This is a genomic window from Clostridium sp. SHJSY1 (genome assembly GCF_031626875.1).
In the GTDB taxonomy this organism is placed as follows: domain Bacteria; phylum Bacillota; class Clostridia; order Clostridiales; family Clostridiaceae; genus Clostridium.
Genome location: NZ_JANDMF010000004.1, coordinates 99033 through 112339, shown reverse-complemented (window position 1 = coordinate 112339; position 13307 = coordinate 99033). Strand labels below are relative to the sequence as shown.

At 29.5% G+C, this 13307-nt stretch carries 11 protein-coding genes; 9 read left to right on the top strand and 2 right to left on the bottom strand.

Going from position 1 to position 13307, the window contains the following annotated elements:
- Positions 1 to 61 precede the first annotated feature (61 nt).
- The 9 genes from NNC19_RS03990 (at position 62) to NNC19_RS03950 (ending at position 11251) form a co-directional block, all read left to right on the top strand.
- A complete protein-coding gene (locus tag NNC19_RS03990) occupies positions 62 to 2296 on the top strand; it encodes an alpha-galactosidase (RefSeq protein ID WP_310937325.1) in 2235 nt (744 codons plus the stop codon).
- Position 2297: 1 nt separating this feature from the next.
- The gene (locus NNC19_RS03985) at positions 2298 to 3488 is read left to right on the top strand and encodes an MFS transporter (RefSeq protein ID WP_310937324.1); all 1191 of its coding nucleotides are present in this window, start codon (positions 2298 to 2300) and stop codon (positions 3486 to 3488) included.
- A 14-nt stretch (positions 3489 to 3502) separates the two neighbouring features.
- On the top strand, positions 3503 to 4606 hold the full coding sequence (locus NNC19_RS03980; protein WP_310937323.1) for an SGNH/GDSL hydrolase family protein: 1104 nt from the start codon (positions 3503 to 3505) through the stop codon (positions 4604 to 4606).
- A gap of 17 nt (positions 4607 to 4623) precedes the next feature.
- Positions 4624 to 5703 carry a GDSL-type esterase/lipase family protein gene (locus NNC19_RS03975; RefSeq protein ID WP_310937322.1) on the top strand — a complete coding sequence of 360 codons (1080 nt, stop codon included), beginning with the start codon at positions 4624 to 4626 and terminating at the stop codon, positions 5701 to 5703.
- Between the two features lie 29 nt (positions 5704 to 5732).
- On the top strand, positions 5733 to 6752 hold the full coding sequence (locus tag NNC19_RS03970; protein ID WP_310937321.1) for a glycoside hydrolase family 130 protein: 1020 nt from the start codon (positions 5733 to 5735) through the stop codon (positions 6750 to 6752).
- A 110-nt stretch (positions 6753 to 6862) separates the two neighbouring features.
- The gene (locus tag NNC19_RS03965) at positions 6863 to 7558 is read left to right on the top strand and encodes a FadR/GntR family transcriptional regulator (protein ID WP_310937320.1); all 696 of its coding nucleotides are present in this window, start codon (positions 6863 to 6865) and stop codon (positions 7556 to 7558) included.
- A gap of 262 nt (positions 7559 to 7820) precedes the next feature.
- On the top strand, positions 7821 to 8609 hold the full coding sequence (locus NNC19_RS03960) for an electron transfer flavoprotein subunit beta/FixA family protein (RefSeq protein WP_310937319.1): 789 nt from the start codon (positions 7821 to 7823) through the stop codon (positions 8607 to 8609).
- Between the two features lie 35 nt (positions 8610 to 8644).
- Positions 8645 to 9823: an electron transfer flavoprotein subunit alpha/FixB family protein gene (locus NNC19_RS03955; RefSeq protein ID WP_310937318.1), complete on the top strand. Its 1179-nt coding sequence runs from the start codon at positions 8645 to 8647 to the stop codon at positions 9821 to 9823.
- Between the two features lie 24 nt (positions 9824 to 9847).
- The gene (locus NNC19_RS03950) at positions 9848 to 11251 is read left to right on the top strand and encodes an FAD-binding oxidoreductase (RefSeq protein ID WP_310937317.1); all 1404 of its coding nucleotides are present in this window, start codon (positions 9848 to 9850) and stop codon (positions 11249 to 11251) included.
- A 122-nt stretch (positions 11252 to 11373) separates the two neighbouring features.
- Here the strand turns inward: NNC19_RS03950 and fabV are convergent, their stop codons facing one another.
- Complete coding sequence (gene fabV, locus NNC19_RS03945) at positions 11374 to 12561, bottom strand: enoyl-ACP reductase FabV (protein ID WP_310937316.1); 1188 nt, start codon at positions 12559 to 12561, stop codon at positions 11374 to 11376.
- A gap of 89 nt (positions 12562 to 12650) precedes the next feature.
- On the bottom strand, positions 12651 to 13232 hold the full coding sequence (locus NNC19_RS03940) for a DUF1349 domain-containing protein (protein WP_310937315.1): 582 nt from the start codon (positions 13230 to 13232) through the stop codon (positions 12651 to 12653).
- Positions 13233 to 13307: the final 75 nt, after the last annotated feature.

Below are 13307 nucleotides of genomic sequence, written 5' to 3'. Positions count from 1 at the left end.
CTTAGAAAAGCAGAAAAATGCTATATTTTTCAAGTATACGTTTACTAAGAAGGAGGATACTATGACAATAAAGTTTAATGAGAATACAAGGGAGTTCCATCTTTATAACAATAATATAAGTTATATCATAAGGGTAATGGATAAAATAGAGCAGATTGAAAATTTATATTTTGGGAAAAAGATTAAACATAGAAGCTCTTTTAAACACATAATAGAAAGGGAACTTAGACCTTCTTGCAACATGTTTAAAGATGATTATACTTCATCACTAGAGCATATTAAACAGGATTATCCAAGCTATGGCACAACAGATTATAGATATCCTGCATTTTCTATTACAGGTAAAAATGGAAGTAAGATTAGTAATTTTGTATATAAAGGATATGAAATTTTTAAAGGAAAGAGAAAGCTCCAAGGCTTGCCAGCAACTTATGTGGAAGATGAAAAAGAAGCAGAAAGCCTTGAAATAACTTTAGTTGATGAGGTATTAAAAAGCAAACTTATACTTAGTTATACTATTTACAAAGACTTAGATGTAATATGTAGAAACACTAAAATAATAAATATAGGAAAAGAACCTTTCTTTATTGATAGTGCTATGAGTTTAAGCATAGATTTGGCTGACTGCGATTTTGAAATGATTCATACTTCAGGTGCATGGGCTAGAGAATGTCATTTAAGAACAAGAAAACTTGTAGAAGGTGTTCAATCAATTCACAGCTTAAGAGGGGCAAGTAGTCACATGCATAATCCATTTCTAATTTTGAAGAGGCCAGATACTACAGAAAATATTGGAGAATCATATGGTTTTTCATTAGTTTATAGTGGTAATTTTTTAGGTCAAGTTGAAGTTGACCCATATGGAGTTTCAAGGGTTATGATGGGAATTCATCCAGATGAATTTAGATGGAAGCTTAATTCAAATGAAGAGTTCCAAACACCAGAATGTGTGATGGTTTATTCTTCAGAAGGATTAAATAAAATGAGTCAAACTTTCCATAAAATTTATAGGACAAGACTAGCCCGTGGAAAATGGAGAGATAAAGAAAGACCAATTCTTATAAATAATTGGGAAGCCACATATTTTGATTTTAATGAAGAAAAGATTTTATCTATTGCAAAAAGCGCAAAGAATTTGGGCATAGAATTATTTGTACTAGATGATGGATGGTTTGGAAGAAGAAATGATGATAAGACTTCTCTTGGCGATTGGTTTCCTAATCTAGAAAAATTACCAGAAGGAATAGCTGGTTTATCAAAAAAGATTGAAGAAATAGGTTTAAAATTTGGTTTGTGGTTTGAACCTGAAATGGTTTGTTTAGATACAAAAATTTATAAAAAACATCCAGAGTGGGTTATAAATACACCTAATAGAAATATGTCTCATGGGAGAAATCAATTTGTTTTAGATTTTTCACAAGATGAAGTTGTAGAATATATTTTTAACTTAATAGATAAAGTGATAGGAAATTCTAAAATTTCATATATTAAATGGGATATGAATAGGTATATTACTGAAGCTTATTCAAAATCATTAAAAGAAGATACTCAGGGAGAATTGTTTCATAGGTATATACTTGGAGTATATAAATTACTTCAAAAGTTAACAAAAAATTATCCAGATATATTAATAGAATCTTGTGCAGGAGGTGGGGCAAGATTTGATCCAGGAATGTTATATTATGCACCACAAGCTTGGGCAAGTGATGATACAGATGCAATAGAAAGACTTAAGATACAATATGGAAGTTCTATTATTTATCCTTTAAGTTCTATTGGAAGTCATGTATCAGCTATTCCAAATCATCAGGTAGGACGTATTACACCTCTTGAAACAAGAGGAAATGTTGCACTTTTTGGAACTTTTGGATATGAATTAAATTTAAATTCTATTACAGAGGAAGAAAAGAAGATTATTAAAGAGCAAATTAGGTTTTTTAAAGAGAATAAACTACTTTTGCATCATGGAGATTTCTATAGATTAATGAGTCCATTTCAAGGAAATGAAACCTCATGGATGGTAGTTTCAGAGGATAAAAAGAAAGCTATTGTAGGCTATTATCAAATTTTAAGTAGACCAAATGAAAAGTATAATCGAATAAAACTAAAAGGATTAAATCCAAATAAGCTTTATTCCATAGAAGGCAGAGAAGAAAATTACTATGGAGATGAGCTGATGAATTTAGGAATTATATTATCTAAGGATTATACAGGGAAGATTAGAGAATACTATGAAAGAAAACATGAAGATTTCATGTCTAAATTATTTGTATTAAATGAGGTAAGGGATACTTAAGATGGAAACTAAAATCAAGGATAAAGAAATAAAAAGGGTAGTAAATATTTTTTCTGCAAATTCAGTTTTAAATAGCTTAGGAAATACTATAATAGGCAATACCTATATATTATTTATATCAAATACTAAAGGATTTTCAGATGGGCAGATTAGCCTTATAGTAGGAATTTTGCCACTAATAACCGTAGTTACCTTTTTTGTTTGGGGAATCATAATAGATAAATATAAAAGATTGTTATTAATAAATAAGTTTGTAAATATCGTGAATATTACAACATTAGCTGGACTTGTATGGGTAGATAATTTTTATTTGTTTTTTATATTAAATTTAATAAGAAATGTTTTAATGCAACCAGGGGGAGTAGTTAATGAAGAATATCTCTTAAATTTATCTAATAAATATGGTGTTACTTTTGGTAAGATAAGAGTCTTTTCAACTATTGGTTTTGGACTCGCAGGAGCAATATGTGCTATAGCGTTAAGGTTCATGAGCCCAGAAAAAACCATAATGATATCAAGTATTTTTATCATAGCTAATATAATAGTTCTTTTTTTCTTACCAGAGATAACAAAACCACCAAGAGAAGATGATAAGGGTGAAAAGGTTAAAATTAAAGAGTTATTTAAAAATAATGACTATAGAATTTTCATCCTAACATTTTCATTATTAACAGCCGTAATTTGTTCGTCAACTGGGTATGGTGTACCTATGATACTTATAAAGTTAAATGCACCAAACTTCTATATTGGAATGCTACCAATACTTATGATAAGTTTTGAAGCAATTCTTTTGCCTTGTGTTGAGAAATTTGAAATTTATAAAAATGTTAATCGTGTATTAAGAATAGCATGTTTATTTCTTATAATTAGATGGACCATTATAGGAATGGCAAATTCATATATGATAATAGTTGTAGTAACTTTGATGCATGGCATAATCAATGGACTTTTAATTCCATTACCTAATAAGGTTATATGGGATGTGGTTCCTAAAGAGGATCATTCCACAGCTATCATAATGAATAACTTATTCTCATTCACGATTTTCCCAGGAATTATAAATTTAATTACAGGTTATATTGCTGTTATATATGGAGTACATAGCTACGGCTTTGTTTACCTTGCACTTACTCTAGTAAGTTTAGGTATACTAATTAAATTCAAAATAAATAATAGAGCTATCAATGAATAGAAGGGATGAGGGGTATGGAATTTAGCATAAATGAAGAGATGCTTAAAAATTCAATTATTAATAAAGGCAATGTTATAAGAATTAAAAAGCTTTTTAATAAAGCAAAAAGTGGTGAAGATATAAGGATTGGATTCTTTGGAGGGTCTATAACTCAAGGATGTCATGCAACTACTCATGAAAACTCCTATGCAAATAGAACCTATAAGTGGTTTAAAGAAAAATTTAAAGATGTCAAAGTAGAGTATATTAATGCAGGAGTCGGAGCAACAGGCTCCATTATTGGAGTTCATAGAGTTAAGGAGCAGATGTTAGATTTTAATCCTGATATAGTGTTTATAGATTTTGCAGTAAATGATAAAGAAAATATTTATAACAAAATAGCTTATGAAAGCTTAATAAGAAGAATATATACATCTGAAAGTAAACCAGCTATAGTAGAAGTTTTTATGAGCACAGATGTTGGACACAATGTGCAAGATCAACAGATTAAAATTGGTGAAAAATATAATATACCAATGATAAGCTATAGAAATTCAATTTATAATGAAATGATTAAAGGAAAATTGATATGGGAAGAAGTAGCAACAGATAATGTACATCCTAATAATTTAGGTCATAAAATAATTTCAAGATTATTAACTAATTTTTTAGAAGGTATTTATAACGAAGAGGATTCAAATAAAGAAGAATTAGGTTTAGGTGAAACCATCTTTGGAGACAAATATATAAGTGGTAAGATTTTTAATAATAATAACATTGTGGTTAAAGAAAGAGTAGGTTTTTTAGAAGATAACGAAGGATTTCAAGTATTTGGAAATGGGTGGAAGTATAATTCAACTATAAGTGATGTAGGAAAATTGACTGTGGAATTAGAAGGTAAAAGTATTTATCTATTATATAAAAAGAGTGTTTGTGAAACAGCTGCAAGAATATTTGTAAAAGTTGATGATGGACAGAAAGGAATATTAGATACCTATTTTGAAGATGGCTGGGGGGATTATTCAGAAACACATCTTTTAGTAGATGAAGAGGAAACTTGTAAACATAAAATAGAAATAACTGTTTTAGATGATGATAAAACTAATGAAATTTCTATTATGGGATTTTTAGCATCTTAGAATTAGGAGGAAAAGAGATGTACTTAGATGATCTGAATAAGGACAAGTATACATTAATTGAAGCCAATGATTGCAATTATGAGTTTAATGGAAGAATAGATTTTCAAAACAAAAAAGCACCAACTATGATTTATGCAGGTAGTCTTATAAAAACTAAATTTCAAGGTACAACATTAAAAATTGCTATAAAGAATAATCATCTTTCTTGTGAAAATGCTATTGGTTATATAATCGATGGAACTATTCATGGAAAGGCTATAATTGATGAAGAAAATAAAGATATAGTATTAGAAATAATTAATGGTTTAGAGAACAAGACCCATGATTTGATTTTATATAAAAGATCTGATTCATACCATTACTTTGATTTCTATGGGGTGATTTTAGATAAAGGATGTACAATACTATTTCCAGGTACCAGATTAAAAAGAAGAATGGAGTGTTTTGGAGATTCTATTTCAGCAGGAGAACTTTCAGAAGCTATTGATTATGTAGGAAAAGAAGATCCAGAAAATCATGATGGTAGATATTCTAATGCATGGTATTCTTATTCTATGATGACAGCAAGAAATTTAAAGGCTGAGATTAATAATAATGCACAAGGTGGATTAGCAGTCTTAAATGGAACAGGATATTTTCGAGAAGGAGAATATTTAGGACTTGAATTTACCTATGATAAATTAAGGTACAACCCTCAGCTTGGATACTGCAATAGTTGGGACTTTTTAAAGTTTACACCACATGTAGTAATTATGGCATTAGGTCAAAATGATGCTCATCCAGATAATTATATAAATGCAGATAAAGAAAGAAGACATATTTGGAAAGAAAAGTATAAAGGGATAATTAAAGATTTGAGAAGTAAGTATCCTAATGCTCTATTTGTGGTTATTACAACTATATTATGTCATGACAAAGGCTGGGATGAAGCACTTGATGAAATGGTAGAAGAACTTGAAGATACAAAGATTGTAAGATATTTATTTAAAAGAAATGGAATAGGAACTCCAGGTCATGTAAGGATTCCAGAAGCTGAAGAAATGGCAAATGAGCTTACAAATTTTATTGAATCTTTTGGAGAAGAAATTTGGAAATAATTTAATTAGATTTATAGGAGGAGAATATGATGAGTAAGGTAAAAATATTAGGTGAAGAGTTAAGAAATATGCCTTGGCAAGAAAAGCCAGAAGGATTTGATGGAGTTGTATGGAGGCATAGCGGAAATCCAATAATAAACTGGAATCCTACAAAAAAGGCAGCAAGAATTTTTAATAGTGCTGTAGTACCATATGAAGATGGTTTTATTGGAGTATTTAGAGCAGATCATAAACATGGAAAGCCTCAGTTACATTTAGGAAAGAGTAAAGATGGACTTGCTTGGGATATAGAAGATGAAGAAATTCATTGGAAGGATGAAGAGGGGAAAGACTATCAGCCTAATTATTCTTATGATCCAAGACTTGTAAAGATAGATGATACCTTTTATATAATTTGGTGTGCAGATTTTGGAGGGGCAGCTTTAGGGCTTGGAATGACTAAGGACTTTAAAAAGTTTACAAGACTTGAGAATCCATTCATACCTTTTAATAGAAATGGAGTATTATTTCCAAGAAAGATTGGGGATAAATATTTACTTTTAAGTAGACCTAGTGATAGTGGACATACTCCTTTCGGAGATATATTCATAAGTGAAAGTCCAGATTTAGTCTACTGGGGAAAGCATAGAAGAGTTATGTCAAAAGGTGGCTCAGGCTGGTGGCAAGGAACTAAGATAGGTGGAGGAGCTATTCCTATAGAAACTTCAGAAGGTTGGCTATTATTTTATCATGGTGTTTCAGGCACATGTAATGGCTTTGTTTATAGTATAGGAGCTGCTATTTTAGATATAGATAATCCTTCAAAAGTACTTTATAGAACAAGAGATTATTTATTAACACCTGAAAAAGATTATGAAACTACAGGCTTTGTACCAAATGTAGCATTTCCATGTGCAACACTTCAAGATGCAGCAACAGGAAAGATAGCTATTTATTATGGAGCTGCAGATACTTATGTTTCAGTGGCATATTCAGAAGTAGATGAATTGGTTAGATATATAAAGAGTAATTCTGAACTTGCGTATGGAGATGATTTAGAATTTAGATAATAGTTTATATGAAAATTTTGCCTAACTTATTATTGTTAATATCTATTTCATAGAGTACAATTAATTTTAGAATTACACAATAAAATGTTAGTTAGGAGATAGATGTTTTAGTGTTTACGCAAGTTAAAAGTACAAAAGTATATGAACAAATAATAGATCAATTTAAAGCTATGATTGCAAATGGCACATTAAAAAAAGGTGATAAATTACCTTCTGAAAGAGAGCTTGTAAATCAGCTAGGAGTAAGTAGATCAGCTATAAGAGAAGCTTTAAGTGCACTTCAAATGATAGGTTTTGTTGAATCAAGGCATGGTGAAGGCAACTTTATAAGAGAGAATTTTGAAGAGAGTTTAATAGATCCATTTTTGCTTATTTTCATGCTAAATGGAAGTGATAAAGAACAAATTTTGGAATTAAGAAGAGTTATAGAGGTTGAAACAGCAGCATTAGCTGCAAAAAAGATCACAGATAAAGAAATAGAAGAGCTTACAGAGTGCTTAAACAAATTGAATGAGGTAGAGGCTGAAGAAGAAAAAGTAAAATATGATAAGAAGTTTCACTATAATATAGCAAAAGCTTCAAAAAATATCTTAATAGTTAATATGCTAAATGCAGTATCTTCATTAATGGATTCTTTTATCAGTGAAGCTAGAGGTAAAATTTTAATGGTAGAAGAAAATAGGAGTATATTAATGGAGCAACATAAAGCTATACTTGAGGGATTAATTAAACATGATAGTAAGATAGCTTCAAAGGCAATGAGTGAGCATTTAGATTTAATTTATGAATATAATATAAAAAAATAGAAAAAAGAAAGTATGCTGATTTAAGTTAGCATACTTTCTTTCGTTTTTTATAGGAGTATGAAATGATCGTACTATTTTCAATAATTACAAAATAATGGAGAAAAATTATCAAATTAATATTTTAAGATAGGTAATATATAATTTTTTACAAAAAAGTATGTGAAATTAGCCAAAGATATAGAAATATTTAGAAAAGTATGATACTTTTAATATAGTGGTCAGACCACTAGACCAGTAAATAAAATATGGGAGGTACTATTAAATGGAAATATTAGTTTGTATTAAGCAAGTTCCAGGAACAAGCAAAGTTGAAGTAGATGAAAAAACAGGAGTGCTTAAAAGAGATGGTGTGGATTCAAAAATGAATCCTTATGATTTATATGCCTTAGAAACTGCTTTAAAAATTAAAGAAAAAAAAGGTGGAAAGGTAGCCGTTATTAGTATGGGACCACCTCAAGCAGAGTCAGTTATTAAAGAAGCTTATATGATGGGTGCTGATGAAGGAGTACTACTTTCAGATAGAAAGTTTGCAGGAGCTGATGTTTTAGCAACTTCTTATACCATATCTCAAGGTGTTAAAAAAGCTGGTAACTTTGATTTGATTCTATGTGGGAAACAAACAACAGATGGGGATACAGCACAAGTTGGACCAGAAATGGCTGAATATTTAAAAATTCCGCATATAGCTAATGTTAGAAAGATTATAGAAGTAAAAGAAAAATCAGTAGTAGTAGAAATGGACATGCCAAATACTTTAGAAGTTGTAGATATAAAATATCCTTGTTTATTAACAGTAGAAAAAGATATTTTTGAACCTAGACTTCCTTCCTACAAAAAGAAAATAGAAACAAAAGATAGAGAAATAAAAGTATATGGATTAAGTGATTTTGAAGATAAAAATGAAAATATGTATGGATTAAATGGTTCACCAACTCAAGTAGAAAGAATATTCCCACCATCTGTGAATTCAGATAAAGAAACATGGAATGGAAATAGTGATGAGCTATCAGGGAAACTATTTAATAAATTAAAAGAAATGAAATTTGTTTAAAAAAGTAGAAGGATTTAGTGTTAGGAGGAACTATAATGGGAAAGTTAGTTATTAATGAAAATAAATTAAATGATAAAGTTATAGAAGAATTAGTTAAAATATGTCCATTTGGTGCAATGGAAAGAAAAGAAAATAAACTTGAGATTTCAGCTGGATGTAAAATGTGTAGGTTATGTGTTAAGAAAGGACCAGCTGGAGTTGTTGAATTTGTAGAAGAAGAGAAAGTATTAATAGATAAAAGTCTTTGGAGAGGAATAGCAGTATATGTTGACCATGTAGATGGAGATATACATCCAGTTACATATGAGCTAATTGGAAAAGCAAAAGAGCTTGCAAGCAAAATAAATCATCCAGTTTATGCAGTATTTATTGGAAAAAACATAAAAGAAAAGGCAGAAGAATTACTTCATTATGGAGTTGATGAGGTATTTGTGTATGATGATGATGAGTTTAAATATTTTAGGATAGAACCTTACACAAAGGCCTTTGAAGATTTTATAAATAGCAATAAGCCTTCCACTATATTAGTTGGGGCAACAACAATTGGAAGATCATTAGCTCCTAGAATTGCAGCTAGATTTAGAACAGGATTAACAGCAGATTGTACTATACTTGGCATGAAAGAAAATACAGACTTAGTTCAAATAAGACCAGCTTTTGGTGGAAATATAATGGCGCAAATAATTAATCCTAATAATAGACCACAACTTGCTACAGTAAGATATAAAGTTATGAATGCACCTGATAGAAGTGAAGAAAAAAGTGGAAAAATAAGTTTATGTAAAATAGATGAAGTAACTTCTAATATTGAAGTATTAAAGGTAGTGAAAAAAGAAATTGAAGAAAGTATAGCTGATGCTGAAATTATAGTATCTGTTGGTAGAGGAATAAAGTCAGAAAAAGATTTAGAGTTTATAAAAGAATTTGCTAATTCAATAGGAGGACAAGTAGCAGGTACTAGACCTTTAGTTGAAAATGGTCTCATTGATGCAAAACATCAAATTGGATTAAGTGGAAGAACAGTAAAACCTAAATTGATTTTTGCTATAGGAATTTCAGGTGCAGTTCAATATACAGCTGGTATGAATAATTCAGATTGTATAATAGCTATTAATAAAGATCCTAATGCTGCAATATTTAATGTTGCTCACTATGGTATAGTTGGAGATTTATATGAAATAATACCTAAATTAGCTGAAAAAATAAGAGCTTAAGGATTTTATAAGGAGGATATTGCTATGAGTTTAGATAAATATAAAAAAATAGATGGAAAAGATATTGAATATTTAAAATCAGTATTAGGACAAGATAGAGTTTTATCAGGAGATGAAATTAGTGAAGATTTTAGCCATGATGAATTAGGTGGAATAAGTAAAATGCCTGAAGTTTTGGTTGAAGTATTAACAACAGAAGAAGTTTCAAAAGTAGTTAAATATGCATATGAAAATAATATTCCAGTTATTCCAAGAGGTTCAGGAACAGGTCTTGTTGGAGCTTCAGTTCCTATACATGGCGGAATTATGATTAACATGTGCAAGATGAATAAAATATTAGAGATAGATGAAGAAAATCTAACTTTAACAGTAGAACCAGGAGTTCTTTTAATGGAAATTGGAGATTATGTTAAGGAATATGATTTATTCTATCCACCAGATCCAGGAGAAAAGTCAGCAACAATAGCAGGAAATATAAATACAAATGCAGGTGGAATGAGAGCTGTAAAATATGGAGTAACTAGAGATTATGTAAGAGGACTAGAACTAGTACTTCCAACAGGAGAAATCATAGAAGTTGGAGGCAAGGTTGTAAAAAATAGCTCAGGATATAGCATAAAAGATATGGTTTGTGGATCGGAAGGAACTCTTGCGATAGTTACAAAAGCTATATTAAAGTTAATTCCAGCACCAAAAAAATCAATAAGTCTATTAGTTCCATTTCCTAATTTATCTTTAGCGATAGAAACAGTTCCAAAGATAATAAAATCAAAAGTAATACCTACATCAATAGAATTCATGGAAAGAGATGTAATCCTTGCAGCAGAAGAATTCTTAGGAAGAAAATTTCCAGATAACACAGCAGATGCTTATCTATTATTAACATTTGATGGTAATAGCACAGAAGAAATAGAGAAAGATTATGAAGGCGTAGCAAATATAGTTTTAAATGAAGGTGCATTAGATATATTTATAGCTGATACAGATGAAAGAAAAGAAGCCATTTGGTCTGCTAGAGGAGCATTTTTAGAAGCAATTAAAGCATCTACAACTGAAATGGATGAATGTGATGTTTGCGTTCCAAGAAATAAAGTAGCTGATTTTATAAACTACACATATGATCTTCAAAAGGAGTTTAATGTAAGAATAAAGAACTTTGGTCATGCTGGAGATGGAAATCTTCATGTTTATATATTAAAAGATAAAATGACAGAAGAAGAATGGAATAAAAAATTATCACAAGTCTTTAACTGCATGTATGAAAAAGCTAGGGAATTACAAGGACAGGTTTCAGGAGAACATGGTATAGGATTTGCGAAGAAACCTTACTTAAAAGATCAGATAGGAAATGTTACTTCTATACTGATGAAAAATATAAAACAAGCATATGACCCTAAAAATATCTTAAACCCAGGAAAGATATGTTAATATTATAAAAATAATTAAAGAGCGTCACCTAACTTTAGAAAAATTTTCAGTTAGGTGGCTTTTTTAGATATAGAAAAAAGATGTATCAGCATTTTGATACATCCCTAAATTTACTATAATTCCTAAATTAAATTTTCTATTTCTACCTTTAGATCAACTTCAGCATCATAATTAATATCTGAAATAGCAAATCCAAAAAGGTTGAAAAATTCATTTTCAAATCCATCAATATCAGTTAGATCATTAATATTATCACTATTAATTTGATTCCAGATATCTAAGACTTCTTTTTGAACATCATTTCTCATTTCTAAGTCATCAAGGCGTATTCTTCCTTTTGAATCTAATAAGACATCTTTTTTATAAAGGAAATCTGAAAATAATCTATACATTTGTTCTATACAACCTTCATTTATAGATTTTTCATCCATAACTTTATTAAGTATTGATATATATAATGGAAGAACAGGTATAGCCAAACTTGATTGTGTAACAAGAGCTTTATTAACTGCTACATATGCATTACCATTAGATTTTGAAAGTAATTCATTTAATTCATGTGCTGATTTTTCTAAATTTTCCTTAGCTTTTCCGATTGTACCAGATCTATATATAGCATGGGTTATATCTGGCCCAATGTAAGAGTAGGCAATTGTTTTTGCACCATCAGCTAAAACATTTGATTCACTAAGAGCTTCTATCCAAAGCTTCCAATCTTCTCCACCCATAACCTTTATAGTTTCTTCTATTTCTTCAGAAGTTGCTGGTTGAATTTTTGTATTAGATATGACTTTAGTATGAAAATCAACTGTTTTATTTTCATAAGCATCACCTATTGGTTTTAAAGTAGAGTTATAAACTTTGTCTGAATTAGGATCCTTTCTTCTAGGAGAGGCTATGCTATATATAACAAGATCTACTTTTCCAAAAGTATTTTTAATAGATTCAATAGTTTTTTCTTTTGTTTCCTTTGAAAAAGCATCTCCATTAATTGTTATAGATTGAAAACCATGTTTTCTTGATTGTTCTTGAAAAGCAGCTGTATTATACCATCCAGCAGTTGCAGGTCTGTTATTAGTTGCAGGTTTTTCAAATACAACACCAATAGTATCAGCATTCATACCAAAGGTTGATACTATTCTTGAAGCTAACCCATATCCAGTTGAGGCACCAAGTACAAGAACTTTCTTAGAACCACTAATTTTACCTTTTTTCAAAGTGTAGTCAATTTGAGTTAATACATTATTTTTACAGCCTTCTGGATGTGCTGTTATACATATAAAGTCTTTAAATCTAGGTTTTATTATCATAAAATTCCTCCTAATGTAAATGGATATTATATAAATCCCTCGTTATAAATATTAACATAAAGTTAATTAATTAAAAAGTTAATATTACTCTATTTCCATAAACATTCAGATACACTTATTTCAGAAAATGTTGCATTAAATGATGAATTAGAAGGACTACAAGCATAAATACCAAAGTTTACTTCAGTATCACCTTGAAATAAATGAAAAATTCTCATTTGTTTAAATGATTTGCCATCAATAGAATTTTCAATATAAAAATCACTTTCTCTACGGCTTAATCTATAATACATAGATTTAATACTGTCGACTATATCAGTAGTAGCCCAATCAGAAAATCCATTATTAGTAACAACACTTCCTAATCTTTGATATTCTTCATTTTCATATTCAATAGATGCTTTGAACCAATTTTTACTATCTTGATAGATAATAACTCCACATTGATCAAATTGCTTTTTACTATCAAAATCAGTTTTAACAGTAAATGAAAAATATTTTTCATCTGTTTTTATTAACAATGCAGGTGCATTATCATTTCTAAATCCATAATATGTTCTTTGCCAAAGATCTGTATTTTTTTCTGTTACGATAGTAATTTTATTTTTATTAATTTCAAATTTTTTAGGCTTATTAATCCAGAAAGTTTCTGTATAATTGAAATTTAACATGATTACATACCTCCATTTATAAGAGTACAACTCACAATTTGCAATATAAAAAATAAAGTGTGAGCTGAAATTATA

Bases quoted from the DNA above. Each gene is read 5' to 3' on its own strand.
- NNC19_RS03960 (WP_310937319.1), top strand. From the start codon at position 7,821: ATGGAAATATTAGTTTGTATTAAGCAAGTTCCAGGAACAAGCAAAGTT.
- NNC19_RS03990 (WP_310937325.1), top strand. From the start codon at position 62: ATGACAATAAAGTTTAATGAGAATACAAGGGAGTTCCATCTTTATAAC.
- NNC19_RS03940 (WP_310937315.1), bottom strand. From the start codon at position 13,232: ATGTTAAATTTCAATTATACAGAAACTTTCTGGATTAATAAGCCTAAA.
- NNC19_RS03950 (WP_310937317.1), top strand. From the start codon at position 9,848: ATGAGTTTAGATAAATATAAAAAAATAGATGGAAAAGATATTGAATAT.
- fabV (WP_310937316.1), bottom strand. From the start codon at position 12,561: ATGATAATAAAACCTAGATTTAAAGACTTTATATGTATAACAGCACAT.
- NNC19_RS03980 (WP_310937323.1), top strand. From the start codon at position 3,503: ATGGAATTTAGCATAAATGAAGAGATGCTTAAAAATTCAATTATTAAT.
- NNC19_RS03955 (WP_310937318.1), top strand. From the start codon at position 8,645: ATGGGAAAGTTAGTTATTAATGAAAATAAATTAAATGATAAAGTTATA.
- NNC19_RS03985 (WP_310937324.1), top strand. From the start codon at position 2,298: ATGGAAACTAAAATCAAGGATAAAGAAATAAAAAGGGTAGTAAATATT.
- NNC19_RS03975 (WP_310937322.1), top strand. From the start codon at position 4,624: ATGTACTTAGATGATCTGAATAAGGACAAGTATACATTAATTGAAGCC.
- NNC19_RS03970 (WP_310937321.1), top strand. From the start codon at position 5,733: ATGAGTAAGGTAAAAATATTAGGTGAAGAGTTAAGAAATATGCCTTGG.